The organism is Christiangramia gaetbulicola (assembly GCF_003054225.1).
GTDB lineage: Bacteria > Bacteroidota > Bacteroidia > Flavobacteriales > Flavobacteriaceae > Christiangramia > Christiangramia gaetbulicola.
Genome location: NZ_QBKQ01000002.1, coordinates 387332 through 406331 on the forward strand (window position 1 = coordinate 387332; position 19000 = coordinate 406331).

Consider the following 19000-nt stretch of genomic DNA (forward strand, 5'->3'; position numbering starts at 1 on the left):
AATAGAAAAACACAGTATATAAAAAGGGTCTCATAGAATTATTAAATAATTAAAGAGACCCTTACAATTTTCAGATTATAGAAATTTAAAGAGGATAAAATAAGATTACAGAAATTGTTGTGCCACGTTGATTATCTCATCATGGTCGAAAGCGAGATCCATATCTGGTAATTTTTCTATCTCGAACCACCTGGCATCCTTGGCATCATCTGAAGGTTCAAGATGCTCCTCGCAATAGATACGACTCAAAAAGCCTATGGAAATCGTATGTCCCCTGGGATCTCTACCTGGTTTACCAAAAGTCTGCACCTGCTGCATGGATTCTACCTTTACCCCAGTCTCTTCTTCAAGTTCTCTTTTAGCCGCTGTTTCCAGGTCTTCACCTTCATCTACAAAACCGCCTGGTAGCGCCCATTGCCCCTTGAAAGGATCATTCTTCCTTTGAATTAATAATACTTTGAACTGGTTGTTTACTTTGCAGAAAACAACACTATCTACTGTAACCGATATCTTTTGTCCCATTTTACTCTGTTTTTGGAAACTTTTTTTACTTTATAATCCTTTCGCTTCTATTTAAAATAAACTGTCTTCTTATTAACAAACTCCTGAATCCCGTCTGCAGATAATTCCCTACCATAACCGGAGATCTTAGTCCCTCCAAATGGTAACCTGGGATCACTTTTCACCAGCTCATTTACGAATACAGCACCGTCTTCAAATTCCGGCACTATCTTTTCTGCGAAATCCATATCGCTGGTGAATATAGATACCCCCAGTCCAAAATCTGATAAGTTTACGAGGTCTATAGCTTCCTGGTCCTTTTTAAAAGTAGTCACCCCAATAGCCGGGCCGAAGGTTTCTTCCTGGAACATGCTCATTTCTGAAGTTACATTGGTAAGTACCGTAGGCTCTAAATATGCCCGGTCTCTTTTACCTCCAAGTATTATTTTGGCTCCTGCTTTTACAGAATCCTGAATTTGTTTTTCGAGATCTTTTGCCAGGTCTTCCCTTGCCAGGGTTCCTATAAAAGTATCTTCATCTAAAGGATCTCCGCTTTTTAATTCTCTTACCTGTCTTACGAATTCGTCTATGAATTCATCAGCGATACTTTCGTGAAGAATAAGTCTTTTCCCTGCGATGCAACTTTGCCCCGTATTTTGAAACCTCGCCTGTACACAGGTTTTTACACTTTCCTCAAGATCTGCGTCTTTAAAAACAACCAGAGCATTACTACCTCCCAGCTCCAGAACAGATTTTTTGATCTCACCTCCCGCGGTAGAAGCAACGGCAGATCCTGCTGGTCTACTACCGGTTAGGGTTACTGCTTTAACTCTGGGGTCTTTTATAATAGCTTCAATTTTACTGCTCCCAATAACTAAATTCTGGAAACAGGCATCAGGAAACCCAGCTCTTTCAAATACTTTCTGAATATTATTAGCAGATCGCATCACGTTGCTCGCATGTTTAAGGATCCCTATGTTACCAGCCATCAATGCCGGAGCCGCAAATCTGAATACCTGCCAGAAAGGATAATTCCAGGGCATAACCGCAAGCACGACTCCTATAGGTTCATAAGAAACATAACTTTTGGAAGCATCTGTTTTTATAGTTTTGGAAGACAAATGCTTTTCGGCCTTTTCAGCATAATATTCACATACCCAGGCACACTTTTCAATTTCTGAAATAGCCTGCGAAATTGGCTTTCCCATTTCCACACTTATATCCCTGGCATATTCCTTTTTATTCTTTTTAAGCTCTGCAGCAGCTTTCAACATAAGATCTGCGCGCTCTTTAAAGCTTGTCTTTCGCCATTTCTTAAAACGTCCATCTGCATTTTCCAGAGCCTTATCTATTTCCGGTTTGGTAAGTTCCTTAAACTTTTCTATCACCTCTCCGGTATATGGATTTTTAGATTCAATCATACTTTAATTTTCTTTTGCTATAGTTTTAAATATAACAAGATGACTGTAAGATGGCAGACCGATTAAGACAGATTTAACTTGAGATATGTTTATAACCGGTTTACAAGTAGCATTAAGGCACGGTAAATGAGACTTAATAATTAGTTATATTTAAGAAACAATACTTGCCATGACTCCACGAGATATTAACCTAAAGGAACTCAGACCTGAGATTCCTTCCGCAAGAATTACCGAAAACATGAGTGCAGACGAACGGTTTCAGAATGAAACGCTTCGTCCAGTCGCTAAACTTCAAAACGACCTGCTTCTGGCTGCTTTTAGAAACTATATCAATAAGCACAAGAACAAGTTCTATGAGCTAAAACTTGATAAAAGGCTGGAATACATTGAAAACACCATACAGCGTGATATCAAATTCAGGAATAGTCTTAAAGGTATGATCATAGGGCAATTCACCCTGGAGGAGTATGATATATATATTCAGAACTCTTCTGCTTTGAACAAAAGGATGATGAATATTGTTAGAGAACGAATCCAGAGCAATATTCAGCTGCTAGAACGCGATATGGCGTACTAGAAAACCTATAAGAATTGTAATCGTAAAGCTCATCAGGGTTCCTATGAGCACATATTCGGTTTGTTTCCTGGCACCGGTCTCAGATTTATCACTGAAACGCAGAATAGACTTCGCAGCGATCAAAAATCCTATTGCTGAAAAGTTTGTAGTAAGGATGAAGGTAAGCACCAGTATTCTTTCGAAAATACCAATATACCTGCCTGCAGCGTCGAGACTATTTTTTCTTAGGTCATCTTCAACTTCATTTTGCCATCTTTTAGTTGCTTTTCCAATTAAGAATCCTGCCGGGAAAATAACCAGCAGGTAGCCAATTAAAGTAGCAAGGATAGCCTGAGATCGAAAAATTTCTGCGAAATAGCTGAATACATTAGAAAAATTAGAAGTCAGGTACAACCAGGCGATCAGGATCGCAAAGAGATGTAATAATTGATCTGAAACGAATATTTTAAGGTCATCCCTGTCGAATTGTAATTTCCAGAGGTCTACAAAATAATGGGTAACTGCTATAAAGACTCCGATGTACCACCACTCCAGTCGCATCAGGAAAACAAAGGTTAGAAAACCTGCTAAAAAGGTGTGCAGGTATAAATATTTTGACCTTGATTTATGATTGCGTTTGTGCCTCACCCATTTATCAGGCTGGATCACGAAATCTGTAATTATGTGTGCTAATAATAATTGAAGAAATATTAGTATACTATTTTCCATCAGAGAAATGTTCAGAAATGACTTTTTGATAACGGTTAAGTAAAACTTCAATTGCATCCCAACCGGCCGCTTTTTTTCGTTGATTCACTGCAGACTGGCTAATTCCCAGCTCATCTGCAATTTCAGTCTCTTTAAAACCTTTCAAAAGATAATAAATTACTTCTGCCGAAGCCGTACTCCATTTATCGGATAAAGTATCAAAAAGAAAAAAAGAAGTATTGAATTCCTCGTTCAGATTAGCATCTGGCGTTTTCAGCTTTAATTTTCGATGTTCTTTTTTCATTTCATCCAGGGTCCTGCCCGAAAACTGGAAAGCCTCACCGTTCGATTCTAGTATCGATTCTCTTTTAAAATCATAGGTTCCAATACCAATGGCCATCCTAAGATCTGCCTCACGCTTAAAAGCTTTATTTCCATTGATATCTTTAAGGTGCAGCCTGTTAATGGCGGTCTTGAATAATAGCGCGAGATTCAAAGCTTCAGATGGTTCGTAAACCACCCCCTGGAAACTATCCCCGCGAAAAATACGAAAGCCTGAATCCTCTTCTGAACTTTGCTGTATAGATCTGAACTCCCTGTTTAAGGTAGTAATAACCTTCTCTAGCAACTCTTTGGGGTAGCTGGAAGAGGATAATAGATCTGCTGAAATTACTGCAATCATATTCAAATATAATAAAAATAAGTTTAAAAGCTTATAATAACTAAATATAAGTATATAAGCTTATTTTTAATATTTATAAGTCTATAGGCTAAAGTAATATTTTGATATTAAATATTTCCTAAATCTTCGATCAGCAATAATAGCTTGACTAATTTTAAATTTCAATCTGAAAATAAAAATATCATGGTAGCTAATAAAGAGGAGTTATATTTCAAATGCCTGGACACTGTAAACAGGCAAATTGAGAAATATCAAAAGGAGATGGACCAGATCAGGGAGTCCATGGAGAACAACGATGCCCATACAGATTATGATGAGGATGACAGTAAAGGGCAACTACTCGGAGATTTTGAGAAATATGCCGAATACCTAGACAATTCCACAAAGATGAAGGAGAAGTTAAGCCGAATTGACAAGAAACATTATACCGAACAAATAGATTTCGGAAGCGTAGTGGAGACTTCAGAAAACTACTATTTTATTTCTGCCGCACTAGGAAAAATAGTCCTTGATGAAGGCAGCACGGTATATGCAATTTCTACCGACGCACCTATCTACCAGGAAATGAAGGGGAAAAAGGCCGGTGAAACTTTTAGCTTCAACGGCAAGGAACACAAGATTGTTGAAGTGCATTAATTACTCGGGATACTCTATACGCAGATGGTAAATATTCTTCAGTTTTCTCTTAAGGATCTTTTTTACCATCTGTATTTCCTTAAATGTAATATTCGAATTTAGGAACTGCCCCTCCTCCATTTGCTTATTAATGATCTTTTCAACGAAATTATCTATTAATACCGAAGTTGGTTCTTTAAGACTTTTACTGGCAGCTTCCACACTATCACACATCATAAGAATTGCGGTCTCCTTACTAAAAGGAATAGGCCCGGGATACCTGAAATCCTCGGGAGAAGTATTTTCATTTACTTCCTTTTCTTTTTTGAAGAAATAATAAACTGTACTGGTACCGTGATGGGTTCTTATAAAATCTATCACCCTGTCTGGCAGGTTGTTCTTCTTGGCAATTTCGATTCCTTTTATAACATGCTCGATAATGATCTGGGCGCTTTCCCTTGGTGCGAGTTCATCATGAGAATTTACAGAAGTAGTCTGATTCTCGGTAAAATAAGTAGCATTATGCATTTTCCCGATATCATGATAAAGAGCTCCCACCCTGGCTAGCATGGCGTTTGCATTGATCTCGTTGGCGGCTGCTTCAGCCAGGTTCGCCACATTAAGACTATGGTGAAATGTTCCCGGTGCTTTTTCAGCAAGCTCCTTAAGTAACTTTGAATTGGTATCTGAAAGTTCTAACAAAGACATATCGCTTACCATTCCGAAGATCTTTTCATATACATAGATCAATGGCTGTACGAAAAGCGTGGCCAGTCCTCCCAATAAAAAGGTAAGGAAAACCTCCGGCTTCATATCATCTATATTTCCTTCCTGGATCACTGTAAAAGCGAAGTAAGCAATAATATAAACCAGTGTGATCTGTCCAACTGAAATGAACAGGTTTGCCCTTTTATATAATTCACTAACCGTAAGTATGGTTACAATACCTGCAATGATCTGCAGGAACATATATTCGTAACTATTTGGTACAATGAACCCAAGAAGCAATACCGTTATAACGTGCGTGAACAAGCCGAGCCTGGCGTCAAAAAATGCCTTTAAAGTAAGCGGGAGTATACACAATGGTACTACGTATACGTAATCAATATTAAAGTTTACGATCAAAGTAGTGAGCATCACCATAAAGATGATGTTAAAGAATATAAAGGTCACCTTTACATTATTCTCAAAAATAGCGATACGATATTTTCGGATGAACAATAGCAGCATTAGTAATGCTAAAGCAACCAAACCGCTATAACCAACAATGATCCAGTTATAATTAGACTTGCTCCATACCTGTGACTCGTATTCAGCTTTGAGCGATCTCAGAATATTATATTTATTTCCTTCAACTACTTCACCTTTGGCAATAATCCTGCTACCCTGTTCAATGATACCGCGGGTATAGGAAATATTGCTCAGCTTGCTCTGCAATTCATTTTGAGTAAGCTCATTATTAAAAGTGACATTGGGCTCTACCGAATTAAAGAAAACTTCCAGTAATTCAGTTTTAAAGGAAGAAAAACCAGCATCGGTTATCTCATCGCTTAAAAAACTTCTGATCTCTCCCTGTTTCAGGATACGCCTATAGGCAACTTCTGAAGCTTCGTTTCCTTTTAAAAGATAAACCAGCTGATCTGGACCTAATCTTTCACTCTCCTGAAGCAGTCCAAATTCATAGATCCTGTTTACTGTTTCAGATATAAAATCATCTATGATGGTCTCATAGACATTGAGTGTAGAATCCTGGAAGACATTTTTCACCTCCTGAAGGGCATCTTTTTCTACTCTTTCAGGAATTTCTGTATTAAAATTATAATATGGTATATGGGATCTCGTTATATCCTGGCGCTCTGCGGCGATCTCCTCATCGGTTTTAAGGATAGCAAAATCGAATGGAGCATATAAATTTTCATATTGCCATGGCTTTCCTTTAGGTATATCGTATTTAAATTTACCGCCTTTGGGAAGCAGGTAAACGATTAATACAGAGGTAAGCACAAACAGGAAAACTTTATAAAAAAGCGCCTGATTTTTGTATAGCTTATTAACGAAATCGCTCATAAATATTCAGGTAATGCTCAAATGTAGTAAAAATAGGGCTCATAGCGCTTAGGTTATTTAATTCCTTATAAAATCACTAACTTCGCAACACTCGAATTAATTAAACTTAAAACATGAATAAAGAAGTAGTAATAGTAAGCGCCGCGAGAACTCCAATAGGGAGTTTCCTTGGTAGTTTATCAAGCATTCCCGCAACAAAACTTGGTTCCATCGCTATAAAAGGAGCCCTTGAAAAGATCAATCTTAAACCAGAAATGGTAGAGGAAGTTTTAATGGGAAATGTGGTACAGGCTGGTGTAGGTCAGGCTCCTGCCAGGCAAGCTTCTCTTGGTGCCGGGATTCCAGACAGCGTTCCGTGTACAACCGTTAATAAAGTATGCGCCAGCGGTATGAAAGCCGTTATGCAAGGTGCACAATCTATCATGCTGGGTGATACCTCTATCGTTGTTGCCGGTGGTATGGAAAACATGAGTCTTATCCCTCATTATGTACATATGAGAAATGGTAAGAAATTTGGTCCTGCTACCCTGGAAGATGGTATGCAAAAAGATGGCCTGGTAGATGCCTATGACCATAATGCCATGGGTGTTTGTGCCGATCTTTGTGCTTCAGAACACGGATTCTCAAGAGAAGATCAGGATAAATTTGCAATTCAATCTTACGAAAGATCTGCAAAAGCATGGAAAGAAGGAAAGTTTGACAATGAAGTAGTTCCTGTGGAAGTACCTCAAAGAAAGGGTGATCCTTTAGTGGTAAAAGAAGATGAAGAATTCAAGAATGTTCGTATGGACAAGATCTCTTCTCTTAGACCAGCTTTCTCAAAAGATGGAACGGTAACTGCCGCCAACGCATCTACCATTAATGATGGTGCCGGAGCGGTTGTTCTTATGAGCAAGGAAAAAGCTGATGAACTTGGATTGAAGCCATTGGCAACTATAAAAAGTTTCGCAGATGCGGCTACAGAACCAAAATGGTTCACCACTGCCCCATCTAAAGCCTTACCAAAAGCTATTGACAAAGCAGGAATTAAAATGGACGAGGTTGATTTCTTTGAATTCAACGAAGCATTTTCTGTAGTAGGTCTGGCCAATATGAAAATTTTAGGATTAAATGATAAAAACACCAATGTAAACGGTGGAGCCGTTTCTCTTGGTCATCCACTTGGATGCAGCGGAGTTAGAATTCTAATTACGTTACTAAGCGTACTGGAACAAAACAACGCGAAAATTGGAGCTGCAGCCATTTGTAATGGTGGCGGAGGAGCTTCAGCAATGGTCATTGAACGTAATTCCTAAAATTGAATAAAATTAATTAATGCAATACGGTATTTGCCATTTAAGTATTGTACCGCTAAGGGCCGCTGCATCTCATGAAAGCGAAATGACCTCCCAATTACTCTATGGAGAGCATTTCAAGATCCTCGAAGATCGTGTTCATTGGAGCAGAATCAGGAACTCATTCGATGGGTTTGAAGCCTGGATAGATAAAAAGCAGTATAAGAAAATAGAAGAAGCTGAATATTATTCTCTGGATGAGGATGATCTTCAGCTTTCTTCAGATCTAATCGAATATATAACCGATGAAAGTGGCTTGCTGATGCCAGTTGCAATAGGATCTGTACTTAATTTCGCCGAAAAGTTAGGTCACAGGTTCGAAGGTGAAAAAACAAGGCTAAGAATATCCAAAAAGGAAAATCTTATAAATACCGCTGCCCTGTTTTTAAACTCTCCTCATACCTGGGGTGGAAAAAGTCCGTTTGGGATCGATAATAGTGGTCTTATACAGATGGTCTATAAAATCAATGGTTTCAAGATCCATAGAAATGCCGCAGAGCAGGCAAAACAGGGAGAACCTCTAAGTTTTATTGAAGAGAGCGAACCGGGAGACCTGGCCTTTTTTGATGATAATGAAGGAATGATTAATCACGTTGGCTTAATGATGAAAGATAATTACATCATTCACGTAGACGGGAAAGTGCGTATAGATCGTATAGATCATTCAGGAATCTTTAGTTCTGAACTAAGAAAGCATACTCACAAATTAAGAGTGATCAAAAAGATCATTTAAATCCAACTTTTTGAAATAACAGGAATAAAAAAATCCCGCTGAAATTCAGCGGGATTTTTTATTTATTGAAGTGTTGTTGTTTCTTACAACTTAGCTTTTAATTCAGCTACTTTTTCCTGATTCCCCAGGTTAGAATAAAGGTTCATCGCTGTCTGGATGATATCTTTGTTATCTGGATCTACTTCCATTGCTTTTTCTAGATCTGGAAGAACTGCTTTATAAAGTTCTTTTCTTTGAGCATCTAACTCGTCATAACGCTCGTTATCTTTTTTGCTCATTCCAAGACCATTCATTTCGTTGATGATCTCTTTTTCTGCACTAAGTTTAGCGGCGATCATGTTAACTCTGGCCTCATTGAATTGTGGATCTTTAGCTAGAGCCTTTTCGTAAAATTCAATCGCTTTTTCGTTATCGTTGATCTCAGCATACATCAAACCAATGTTGTTAAAGGTAGATGGATCTGAAGGATCTTTTGAGGCAACCTCTTCAAGGATCTCTCTGGCTTTATCCTTTTCTCCCATTTGGTAGTACATGTTAGCTTCAGCCTGTAATAATCCCATATCATCTGGATTAGTTGCTTTGGCTTTATCCATGGCCGCGATCGCTTTGTCATATTGCTGTTGGCTAATATAAATTCTTGCGATCAACTGAGCGATATCTCCTTTTTTAGAAGGTATTTTCTCTACTTCAGGATCTTTATACTGACCGGTCTTCACCATAATATCCATTTGCTGCTGAGATCCAAGATTTTCTCTTTCCCCAGTTTCAATATTTAAAGCGGTATAAGCTTTTCCTGAACCATCATAATCAAGTTCATTCAAAATTTCAAGGTATTCAACAGCCTTGTCATAATCCTGAGCCTGTACCATGTTATTGGCAGCGTAATAAAGATAAATTGTATCTGTTTTACTTAGCTCATAACTAGTGTAAAGCTTATCAGCCGCTGCTGCGTATTCCTCTTTATTTTGATCATCGATAGCGCTTTGAATAAGATTATTCTTCAAAGTAGTTAAAGATTCAGTAGCTTCATCGCTACCCATCTCTGCTGCTTTTTGAAAAGCTTCAGCTGCTGTTTTCAAATCCTGTGCAGAAGCGCTTTTACCGTCAGCCATATAGGCTTTACCTTTATATAGATAAAAGTTCTCGGTCCATTTATCATTTAGCTCGCCCAAGTTTGCCTCGGCAACTTGTAGCTGAGCTTTTGCTTCAGCATAGTTATTGTCTTCCAGCGCATCTTCTGCGTTTTTTACCTGGTCTTTTTGTGCGACTGCTGTCATGGTTAGAAATGACACTGCCGCCGCTGTCAAAATATTAGTCTTCATTGTTGTTTTGGTTTAAATTTTTATTCCTCACTATCATCTACAATAGTTGTGCCATTCGCCGATTCATCACTACCTACAGGCTTTTCGGCATCTTCCATACTATCTAAATCATCTTCATCATGTAGCACTTTAGCTACTGCAGCAATAGCGTCATTCCCTTTAAGGTTGATCAACCTAACTCCCTGAGTTGCACGACCCATTACGCGTAGATCTTCCACAGCCATACGTATCACAATCCCAGATTTATTGATGATCATAAGGTCATCTGCATCTGAAACATTTTTAATTGCGACAAGTTGTCCTGTTTTTTCGGTAACCGAGATCGTCTTAACCCCTTTACCTCCACGGTTGGTGATTCGATAATCTTCAAGGCTGGAACGCTTACCATAACCGTTTTCTGAAACGACCAGAATATCTGAGTCGAAATCATTAACGGCGATCATTCCAACAACTTCATCATTATCATCTGCCAGGGTAATACCTCTAACTCCTGAAGCATTTCTTCCCATTGGACGAGTTTTACTTTCTTCGAAACGAATTGCTTTACCACTCTTAACAGCTAGCATTACCTGGCTGTTTCCGGTAGTTAGTTTCGCTTCCAGTAACTCATCTCCTTCCTTAATGGTGATCGCATTGATACCATTTGTTCTTGGACGGGAATATTTTTCAAGTCTGGTCTTCTTAACCTGACCCTTTTTAGTAGCCATGATCACAAAATGATCATTTACATACTCTTCATCTTTAAGATCCTGAGTACAGATAAATGCATTTACTTTATCTTCTGGCTCAATGTTTATAAGGTTCTGGATGGCTCTACCTTTAGAAGCTTTACTTCCCTCAGGAATTTCGTAAACCCTCATCCAGTAACATTTACCATTTTGAGTGAAGAATAACATATACTGGTGGTTGGTACCTACGAACAGGTATTCAAGGAAATCCTCGTTTCTTGTGTTCGAACCTTTTTGACCAACTCCTCCTCTATTCTGAGTCTTATATTCTGTAAGAGATGTTCTTTTGATATAACCTGCGTGAGAAATGGTAATAACCACTCTCTCATCTGGGATCATATCTTCAATACTTAGATCTCCACCGGCGTATTCTATCTGTGAACGTCTTTCGTCACCGTACTTTTCCTTAACTTCTAAAAGTTCATCTTTGATCACTTCCATTCTACGCTCCTTACGGGCAAGAATATCTTCAAGATCTTCGATGGTCTTTAAAATTTCATCATATTCAGCTCTTAACTTATCCTGCTCCAGGCCGGTAAGTTGTCTTAACCTCATTTCTACGATTGCCTTGGCCTGAACTTCAGAAAGCTCAAAACGCTCCATCAATTTGGTACGGGCTTCGTCTGCGTTAGAAGAGGCTCTAATTAGAGCAATTACTTCATCAATATTATCTGAAGCAATGATCAAACCTTCTAGAATATGAGCTCTTTCTTTCGCTTTTCTTAGTTCATACTCCGTTCTTCTAACCACGACATCATGTCTGTGCTCAACGAAGTGATAAATAAGATCTTTAAGATTCAGCATCTCTGGTCTTCCGTTTACCAGAGCAATATTATTTACACTGAAGGAAGATTGTAAAGCTGTATGCTTAAATAAAGTATTAAGAACGATATTAGGAATGGCATCTCTTTTCAACTGATATACGATACGCATACCGTTTCTATCAGATTCATCCCTGATCAGGCTGATGCCTTCAATTTTCTTTTCATTAACAAGATCGGCCGTTTTCTTGATCATATCGGCCTTATTCACCTGGTAAGGAATTTCAGTAACCACAAGATACTCCCTTCCGTTGATCTCTTCCATATGAGATTTGGCGCGCATTACAACTCGTCCCCTTCCGGTTTTGAAAGCTTCTTTCACACCATCATATCCATAGATCACACCACCGGTAGGAAAATCTGGAGCTTTGATATACTGGATAAGCTCATCAATTTCTATATCATGGTTATCGATGTACGCAACGGTACCGTCAATAACTTCAGATAAGTTATGTGGTGGCATATTGGTTGCCATACCTACAGCAATACCACTAGCTCCGTTTACCAAAAGGTTAGGAACCCTTGTTGGCATTACCACCGGTTCGCTAAGTGAATCGTCAAAGTTTAATTGGGTATCAACAGTTTCCTTGTCAATATCAGCAAGCATATCCTCACTGATCTTACGCATACGCGCTTCAGTATAACGCATCGCTGCAGGACTATCACCATCAACAGAACCAAAGTTACCCTGACCATCAACAAGCATATATCTCATGCTCCAGTGCTGGGCCATTCTAACCATGGTGTCATAAACAGATGAATCTCCGTGTGGGTGATACTTACCAAGTACTTCCCCTACGATCCTCGCAGATTTTTTATAGGCCCTGTTTGAAAGAACTCCAAGCTCGTACATACCGTACAATACTCTTCTGTGAACTGGTTTTAATCCATCACGCACATCTGGTAGTGCACGTGACACAATGACCGACATCGAATAATCGATGTAGGCTGATTTCATTTCATCTTCAATGTTGATAGGAATTAGCTTTTCTCCTTCAGCCATACTTAAAATTTTAATTTATCTCAAAAAATCTAAGGGGCAATTTACATATTTTCTCCTTCTTTAAAGGCTAACAAACACTGTGCACCCTCTCTTTTTATTAACAAATTTTTATTGTGATTTGGTTAATAAGTTCACTATTTTACACTTGGTTTATTGAAAGTAATTTTGTCAATTAGCTACTAACACCTTGTTAGGTACAGTTTTTGTCCTAATTGGAGTGAAAATAAAATTTGAGAAAGGAAGATAAAATGGATGATAATTTTTCACCAAGAGTAAAAGATGTCATTGCTTACAGTAAAGAGGAAGCATTAAGACTAGGTCACGATTTCATCGGGACAGAGCATCTTATGCTTGGTTTATTACGTGACGGTGATGGCAAGGCTATAGATATATTGAATGCATTAGAAGTTGATCTAAGTCATTTAAGACGAAAAGTCGAAATATTAAGCCCCGCTAACCCTAATACGGTTACCATTAGTAATGAAAAGCGAAACCTGCACCTAACCAGGCAGGCAGAGCGTGCATTAAAAACAACGTTCCTGGAAGCCAAGCTTTTCCAGAGTTCGAATATCAATACCGCGCATCTATTGCTTTGCATTCTTAGAAACGAAAACGATCCTACAACTAAACTACTTAATAAATTGAAAATAGATTACGACGGAGTAAAAGATCAGTTTAAATATATGATCGCCAGCGATGAAGATGATTTCTCTGACAGCCCGTCTGCAGAATCTTTTTCAGACGATGATGGTGGAGATGAAACCACCAGGGAAAACCCATTTAGCGGTGGAGGAAGCACAGGAAAAACTTCGAAAAAATCCAAGACACCAGTTCTGGATAACTTCGGTAGAGATCTCACTGCACTAGCTGAAGCCGACAAACTTGATCCTGTTGTTGGACGGGAAAAAGAAATTGAAAGGGTTTCACAGATACTTAGTAGAAGGAAAAAGAACAACCCTCTTCTAATTGGAGAACCAGGGGTTGGTAAATCTGCAATTGCCGAAGGATTGGCATTACGAATTGTAAAGCGTAAAGTTTCAAGAATTCTTTTTGATAAAAGAGTCGTGACCCTGGATCTTGCAAGTTTAGTTGCAGGAACCAAATACCGTGGTCAGTTCGAAGAGCGAATGAAGGCTGTGATGAACGAACTTGAAAAGAATGATGACATCATCCTTTTCATTGATGAGATTCACACCATCGTTGGTGCCGGAGGCGCTACAGGTAGCCTGGATGCCAGTAATATGTTCAAACCAGCATTAGCCAGAGGTGAAATACAATGTATTGGTGCCACTACCCTGGATGAGTATAGACAGTACATCGAGAAAGATGGAGCTTTAGAAAGAAGGTTCCAGAAAGTGATCGTAGAACCTACAACTGTAGAGGAAACCATAGAGATCCTTAATAATATCAAGGATAAATATGAAGATCACCACAACGTAGAATATACAGATGAAGCAATTAAAGCCTGTGTAAATCTTACGAACAGGTATATGACAGACAGGTTCCTTCCAGACAAGGCGATAGATGCTTTAGATGAGGCTGGTTCCAGAGTTCATATAACCAATATCGATGTTCCAAAACAGATCCTTGAATTAGAAAGGAAACTGGAAGAGGTTAGAGAAAGTAAAAATTCTGTTGTTAAAAAGCAGAAATACGAAGAAGCTGCCAAATTGAGAGACGACGAAAAGAACCTTGAAAAGGAACTTTCTATCGCTCAGGAAAAATGGGAAGAAGAATCCAAGAAACATAAGGAAACTGTTTCTGAAGACAGTGTTGCCGATGTAGTATCTATGATGACCGGTATCCCTGTTAACAGAATTGCACAGACAGAGAGCAATAAACTTGTTGAGCTCCCTAAAAAGATTAAAGGAAAAGTTATTGGCCAAGACGAGGCTGTTGGAAAAGTTGTAAAGGCTATTCAGCGTAACCGTGCCGGCCTTAAAGATCCCAATAAACCAATTGGATCATTCATCTTCCTTGGACAAACAGGAGTTGGTAAAACCCAGTTGGCAAAAGTACTGGCCCGTGAATTATTTGATAATGATGACGCGCTAATACGAATAGACATGAGTGAATACATGGAAAAATTTGCTGTGTCACGTTTAATTGGTGCTCCTCCGGGATATGTGGGATATGAAGAAGGCGGACAGTTAACCGAAAAGGTTCGTAGAAAACCTTACGCGGTAATACTTTTAGATGAGGTAGAAAAAGCCCACCCAGATGTCTTCAACATGTTGCTACAGGTTCTGGATGATGGTTACTTAACCGATAGTCTTGGTAGAAAAATAGACTTCAGGAATACGATCATTATTATGACCTCTAACATTGGAGCTCGAAAACTTAAAGATTTCGGTCAGGGAGTTGGATTTGGAACTGCCGCTCAAAAATCTCAGGTTGATGATAACGCTCGTAGTGTGATTGAAAATGCTTTGAAAAAAGCTTTTGCTCCTGAATTCTTAAACAGGATAGATGACGTTGTTATTTTCAACAGTCTTGAAAGAGAAGATATTCACAAGATCATTGATATTGAACTTGAGAAACTTTTCGCAAGGATCCACGGTCTTGGTTATGATCTTAACCTTTCAGATAAGGCGAAAGACTTTATTGCTGAAAAAGGATTCGATAAACAATATGGAGCCCGGCCATTAAACAGGGCGATCCAGAAATATATCGAAGACGCACTTGCTGAAGAGATCATTAGCTCTAAGCTGAAAGAAGGAGATAAGATAATCATGGATCTTGACGAAGAGAAAAAAGAATTGACGATAGACATACAGAAATCGATCAAAGAAACCGAGTCATAAACTCAGGTATATAGATAAAAAAAAGCCACTTTATACAAAGTGGCTTTTTTCATAAATTCTTTTTTCGCCAATACATTTATTATTCTAATTTAGCGCAAAATAGGCCCTACTAGAAATGCGAGCAAAAGAGATAAAACTTGAATTTGGATCAGTTTATACCCACGATAATATTTTAATTGCTAAACTTGATGAAGGGATTCTTTTTGATGTCGAGTCCAACCAGAAATTACTCGATCTTGGATCGGAGATATTTCTGGGAAAAAATTATGGATATATCTCTCACCGTGTCAATTCTTATGCCGTAGATCCTATGGTTTACCTAGAATCTGCGAATGCCAAAAATCTAAAAGCAATAGCGGTGGTTAGCGAAAATGAAATGACCCGCAGAAATGCTGAAGTTGTTGAAAAGAAATTCTATAAAGACAACAATTGTTTTGAAGTTTTCCAGACGCTAGAAGAAGCCTTTGCCTGGATAAAGACCAGGATCTAATCCAGGAAATCTTCGATCTCCATATTTTCTACAAATTCTTTGGCCTTTTTGATATAAGGAGCCATGGTTATATCTTCAGTCAAAACTGGAACCTGTTCTCTAAAACTTTCAATCACCTTACTTAGAAAATCTGAAGTTTTGGCAGGCTCTCTAAAATGCATAGCCTGCGAAGCATTAAAAAGTTCTATAGCAAGTACCGAGTTTAAATTCTCCACTACCCTCAGCAATTTAGTAGCGCTGTTCGCACCCATACTAACGTGATCTTCCTGGCCATTAGATGATACAATAGAATCAACAGATGCAGGTGCAGACAATTGCTTGTTCTGGCTTACTATACTGGCAGCCGTATACTGAGGGATCATAAACCCACTGTTTAGCCCAGGGTTCTCCACCAGGAAATTAGGAAGTCCGCGTAAGCCTGAAACCAGTTGATATATTCTCCTTTCCGAAATATTGGCTAGTTCAGAAAGTGCGATCGCCAGGTAATCCAACCCTAAAGCCAGTGGTTGCCCGTGAAAATTACCTCCAGATATGATCTTATCAGCTTCAATAAAAATGTTCGGGTTATCTGTTACCGAATTGATCTCGGTTTTAAATGTCTTCCGTACAAAGGACAGCGTATCTTTAGAGGCTCCGTGAACCTGAGGGATGCATCTAAAGGAGTAAGGATCCTGCACATTATCCTTCTCAGATTCCGCAATTTCACTTCCCTCCAGGAAATTTCTAATTCTTTCAGCTGTTTTTACCTGTCCCCTATGTGGTCTAACCAGGTGCACCAGTTCGTCAAATGGAGATAGATTACAATCAAAGGCATCTACCGAAATTGCCCCGATAAGATCTGCCATATAAGACAGTTTATAAGCTTTCAACAAAGCATAAACTCCGTGTGCACTCATGAACTGGGTTCCATTCAGTAAAGCAAGACCTTCCTTGCTTTGAAGCTTTACAGGCTCCCAATTCATTTTTTCAAGTAACTCTTCACCAGAGATCACAGTATCTTGAAAGTAAACTTCTCCGTCACCTATTAGTGGCAAGGCAAGATGTGCCAGTGGAGCAAGATCGCCGGAAGCTCCCAATGAACCTTGTTCATAGATCACCGGCAAAATATCATTGTTATAAAGATCGATGAGGCGCTCTACGGTTTCCAAAGCCACCCCTGAATTCCCATAGCTCAGCGACTGGATCTTTAATAGGAGCATTAATTTAATCACCGGTTTTGAAACCTTATCCCCGGTACCACAAGCATGTGATCTAACCAGATTCTCCTGTAATTCGGTAAGTTTTTCTGAAGTGATCTTTACATTACAAAGAGCACCGAACCCGGTATTAATACCATAAACGGGCTTGTCACTCTCCTTGATCTTATTATTAAGATATTCTCTGGACTTAATAATATTCAACCTCGCTTCATCACTAAGTGCAAGTTTTTTATCGCTCTTTAAAATATCATGAATTACCTCAAGATCTAGAACTGCTGAACTTATATAGTGATGATTTTGCATTTTATGAAAAATAGGTTTGTGGATTGCAAAAATCTTACTTCGGGAATAAGATTCCAAATAATTAGAGTCTTATATCTCAAAAATTTCAACAATTGTTAATTCCGTTCCGAATCTTTCATTTCGCTTTGAAAAAGATCTTTTACGGCTTTCCCTATATTTTGGGCAATATCACCCGCCAGTACACTTTCATACCCCAATTCAGAAGCCGCAAAGTCGCCAGATCTTCCATGTAAGTAAACTCCCAGGATCGCAGCCGACAATGGCTCGTAAGACTGACCTAACAAAGAGGTGATAACACCAGAAAGCACGTCTCCACTACCTGCGGTCGCCATTCCTGGATTCCCGGAATTATTCACGTAGATCTCATCTCCTTTGATCGTAAAGCTATGAGCTCCTTTTATAACGAGGACCACATCATATTTTTTACTGAAGTCCTTAGCCTTTTCCAGTTTGTCAAAATCATCCTGCCACTCCCCGATCAATCTTTTCAACTCGCCTGGATGGGGCGTAAGAACAGAGTCCTTTGGTAAAAGGTCTAATAGCTTTTTATTATTGGATAGGATATTCAATCCATCGGCATCGATCACTACCGGCTCCTTTACCGAATTCAAAAGATCTTCCAAGGCGCCTACTGTTTTTTGAGAGGTCCCTGCCCCCATTCCAAAGCAGACTACATCTGCTTCAAAATCTTCAGGATATGTAGTTAATTGTTCACTATCCTTATCTGTTAGCACCATTGCTTCAGGTAAGCCGGTTTGAACGATATTGTATCCGCATTCAGGAATATATAGGCTGCAAAGTCCGCTACCCGTCTTCAAAGCAGCTGTGGCGGTAAGTAAAACACTGCCAATTTTTCCATAGCTACCACCAACGATCAGGACATGCCCATAATCTCCTTTATGCGAATTGGTTTTTCTTGGTTTGTATAAACTGGCAGCTTCAACTTTTTCGATGAGATGAATGGGTGCTTTAATTTCAGCCAGAAACTCCCTGTCTAATCCAATATCCAGTATTTGCAGATCGCCAACATAATCCATGGTTTCCGGCAAAAAGAAAACCAGTTTTGGGGCCTGGAAACTCAAAGTAAAATCTGCTTCTATTACCGCTGCATCATTACCGGGAACCTTATCTGAAAATAATCCGCTAGGCATATCTATAGCCAGCGTAAAAGCCTTTGAGTCATTGATCAATCCAACTAATTTCGCCACCCAACCTTCTATTGGCCTGTTTAAGCCAATACCAAACATGGCATCTATCACAAAATCACCGGTGTTTATTTCAGGGAAATTATCTTCTCCTTTTATCAACTGCGGCCAGTCATTGGTAATACTTTTCAGTTTTTCATAATTCGCAAGGAAATCATCAGACCTTTTGTCACTGTAATTAACCACATAGATAGTAACATGATACCCATGCTGGATAAGATGTCTTGCTATCACAAGCCCATCTCCACCATTATTCCCTATTCCACAAAAGACCTTAATTGGAATAGGAGCACCATTGAGTCTATTATGTATTTCATTAAAAACCAAGGTAGCGGCACGCTCCATTAATTCTTCTGAAGTTATATTCTGCCTTTCTATCGTTCTCTTATCTGCTTCAGAAAGCTGTTCTGCGGTAAGTATTTTCATAAAAATGTCATTCTAAATCTTTTCTCTCATAAACTTAAGAATACATATTAAATATAAATCCATAAAAAGCCCAAATAAATAT

15 protein-coding genes are annotated in these 19000 nt (G+C 38.9%); 6 read left to right on the forward strand and 9 right to left on the reverse strand.

Annotated elements, in window-relative coordinates; genetic code table 11:
* Positions 1–105: 105 nt before the first annotated feature.
* A complete protein-coding gene (locus C8P64_RS08390) occupies positions 106–522 on the reverse strand; it encodes an NUDIX domain-containing protein (protein ID WP_108171624.1) in 417 nt (138 codons plus the stop codon).
* Positions 523–569: 47 nt separating this feature from the next.
* On the reverse strand, positions 570–1922 hold the full coding sequence (locus C8P64_RS08395) for an NAD-dependent succinate-semialdehyde dehydrogenase (protein ID WP_108171625.1): 1353 nt from the start codon (positions 1920–1922) through the stop codon (positions 570–572).
* A 169-nt stretch (positions 1923–2091) separates the two neighbouring features.
* On the opposite strand from C8P64_RS08395, the gene C8P64_RS08400 reads away from it, so the two are divergent.
* Positions 2092–2499, forward strand: coding sequence for a glyoxalase (locus C8P64_RS08400; protein WP_108171626.1), 408 nt, complete (start codon positions 2092–2094; stop codon positions 2497–2499).
* Here C8P64_RS08400 and C8P64_RS08405 read toward each other — a convergent pair.
* Positions 2476–3207 (reverse strand): DUF3307 domain-containing protein, encoded by a 732-nt coding sequence (locus C8P64_RS08405; protein ID WP_108171627.1) that lies wholly within the window; start codon positions 3205–3207, stop codon positions 2476–2478. The two genes, C8P64_RS08400 and C8P64_RS08405, sit on opposite strands and share 24 nt — an antisense overlap.
* The gene (locus C8P64_RS08410; protein ID WP_108171628.1) at positions 3197–3868 is read right to left on the reverse strand and encodes a hypothetical protein; all 672 of its coding nucleotides are present in this window, start codon (positions 3866–3868) and stop codon (positions 3197–3199) included. Before C8P64_RS08410 ends, C8P64_RS08405 begins: the two co-directional genes overlap by 11 nt.
* Positions 3869–4051: 183 nt before the next feature.
* Between C8P64_RS08410 and C8P64_RS08415 the strand changes: the two genes are divergently transcribed.
* Complete coding sequence (locus C8P64_RS08415) at positions 4052–4504, forward strand: magnesium transporter CorA family protein (RefSeq protein WP_170106646.1); 453 nt, start codon at positions 4052–4054, stop codon at positions 4502–4504.
* Here C8P64_RS08415 and C8P64_RS08420 read toward each other — a convergent pair whose 3' ends face one another.
* Positions 4505–6550, reverse strand: coding sequence for an HD family phosphohydrolase (locus C8P64_RS08420; RefSeq protein WP_108171630.1), 2046 nt, complete (start codon positions 6548–6550; stop codon positions 4505–4507).
* Positions 6551–6663: 113 nt separating this feature from the next.
* Between C8P64_RS08420 and C8P64_RS08425 the strand changes: the two genes are divergently transcribed.
* Both C8P64_RS08425 and C8P64_RS08430 read left to right on the forward strand, forming a co-directional pair.
* A complete protein-coding gene (locus C8P64_RS08425) occupies positions 6664–7845 on the forward strand; it encodes an acetyl-CoA C-acyltransferase (RefSeq protein WP_108171631.1) in 1182 nt (393 codons plus the stop codon).
* 19 nt (positions 7846–7864) lie between these two features.
* On the forward strand, positions 7865–8617 hold the full coding sequence (locus C8P64_RS08430; RefSeq protein WP_108171632.1) for a C40 family peptidase: 753 nt from the start codon (positions 7865–7867) through the stop codon (positions 8615–8617).
* Between the two features lie 83 nt (positions 8618–8700).
* Here the strand turns inward: C8P64_RS08430 and C8P64_RS08435 are convergent, their stop codons facing one another.
* Together C8P64_RS08435 and gyrA are read right to left on the reverse strand one after the other, a co-directional pair.
* Positions 8701–9939 (reverse strand): tetratricopeptide repeat protein, encoded by a 1239-nt coding sequence (locus C8P64_RS08435; RefSeq protein WP_108171633.1) that lies wholly within the window; start codon positions 9937–9939, stop codon positions 8701–8703.
* A 20-nt stretch (positions 9940–9959) separates the two neighbouring features.
* Complete coding sequence (gyrA, locus tag C8P64_RS08440; RefSeq protein WP_108171634.1) at positions 9960–12491, reverse strand: DNA gyrase subunit A; 2532 nt, start codon at positions 12489–12491, stop codon at positions 9960–9962.
* Positions 12492–12739: 248 nt separating this feature from the next.
* On the opposite strand from gyrA, the gene C8P64_RS08445 reads away from it, so the two are divergent.
* Positions 12740–15295: an ATP-dependent Clp protease ATP-binding subunit gene (locus C8P64_RS08445; RefSeq protein ID WP_108171635.1), complete on the forward strand. Its 2556-nt coding sequence runs from the start codon at positions 12740–12742 to the stop codon at positions 15293–15295.
* A 115-nt stretch (positions 15296–15410) separates the two neighbouring features.
* Complete coding sequence (locus C8P64_RS08450; RefSeq protein WP_108171636.1) at positions 15411–15785, forward strand: DUF7793 family protein; 375 nt, start codon at positions 15411–15413, stop codon at positions 15783–15785.
* Here the strand turns inward: C8P64_RS08450 and hutH are convergent.
* Positions 15782–17287 carry a histidine ammonia-lyase gene (hutH, locus tag C8P64_RS08455; RefSeq protein WP_108171637.1) on the reverse strand — a complete coding sequence of 502 codons (1506 nt, stop codon included), beginning with the start codon at positions 17285–17287 and terminating at the stop codon, positions 15782–15784. The two genes, C8P64_RS08450 and hutH, sit on opposite strands and share 4 nt — an antisense overlap.
* A gap of 95 nt (positions 17288–17382) precedes the next feature.
* Positions 17383–18918, reverse strand: coding sequence for an NAD(P)H-hydrate dehydratase (locus C8P64_RS08460; RefSeq protein ID WP_108171638.1), 1536 nt, complete (start codon positions 18916–18918; stop codon positions 17383–17385).
* Positions 18919–19000 lie beyond the last annotated feature (82 nt).

Excerpts from the sequence above, each read along its gene's own strand:
- C8P64_RS08390 (WP_108171624.1), bottom strand. The coding sequence starts at position 522 with ATGGGACAAAAGATATCGGTTACAGTAGATAGTGTTGTTTTCTGCAAA.
- C8P64_RS08395 (WP_108171625.1), bottom strand. The coding sequence starts at position 1,922 with ATGATTGAATCTAAAAATCCATATACCGGAGAGGTGATAGAAAAGTTT.
- C8P64_RS08400 (WP_108171626.1), top strand. The coding sequence starts at position 2,092 with ATGACTCCACGAGATATTAACCTAAAGGAACTCAGACCTGAGATTCCT.
- C8P64_RS08405 (WP_108171627.1), bottom strand. The coding sequence starts at position 3,207 with ATGGAAAATAGTATACTAATATTTCTTCAATTATTATTAGCACACATA.
- C8P64_RS08410 (WP_108171628.1), bottom strand. The coding sequence starts at position 3,868 with ATGATTGCAGTAATTTCAGCAGATCTATTATCCTCTTCCAGCTACCCC.
- C8P64_RS08415 (WP_170106646.1), top strand. The coding sequence starts at position 4,052 with ATGGTAGCTAATAAAGAGGAGTTATATTTCAAATGCCTGGACACTGTA.
- C8P64_RS08420 (WP_108171630.1), bottom strand. The coding sequence starts at position 6,550 with ATGAGCGATTTCGTTAATAAGCTATACAAAAATCAGGCGCTTTTTTAT.
- C8P64_RS08425 (WP_108171631.1), top strand. The coding sequence starts at position 6,664 with ATGAATAAAGAAGTAGTAATAGTAAGCGCCGCGAGAACTCCAATAGGG.
- C8P64_RS08430 (WP_108171632.1), top strand. The coding sequence starts at position 7,865 with ATGCAATACGGTATTTGCCATTTAAGTATTGTACCGCTAAGGGCCGCT.
- C8P64_RS08435 (WP_108171633.1), bottom strand. The coding sequence starts at position 9,939 with ATGAAGACTAATATTTTGACAGCGGCGGCAGTGTCATTTCTAACCATG.
- gyrA (WP_108171634.1), bottom strand. The coding sequence starts at position 12,491 with ATGGCTGAAGGAGAAAAGCTAATTCCTATCAACATTGAAGATGAAATG.
- C8P64_RS08445 (WP_108171635.1), top strand. The coding sequence starts at position 12,740 with ATGGATGATAATTTTTCACCAAGAGTAAAAGATGTCATTGCTTACAGT.
- C8P64_RS08450 (WP_108171636.1), top strand. The coding sequence starts at position 15,411 with ATGCGAGCAAAAGAGATAAAACTTGAATTTGGATCAGTTTATACCCAC.
- hutH (WP_108171637.1), bottom strand. The coding sequence starts at position 17,287 with ATGCAAAATCATCACTATATAAGTTCAGCAGTTCTAGATCTTGAGGTA.
- C8P64_RS08460 (WP_108171638.1), bottom strand. The coding sequence starts at position 18,918 with ATGAAAATACTTACCGCAGAACAGCTTTCTGAAGCAGATAAGAGAACG.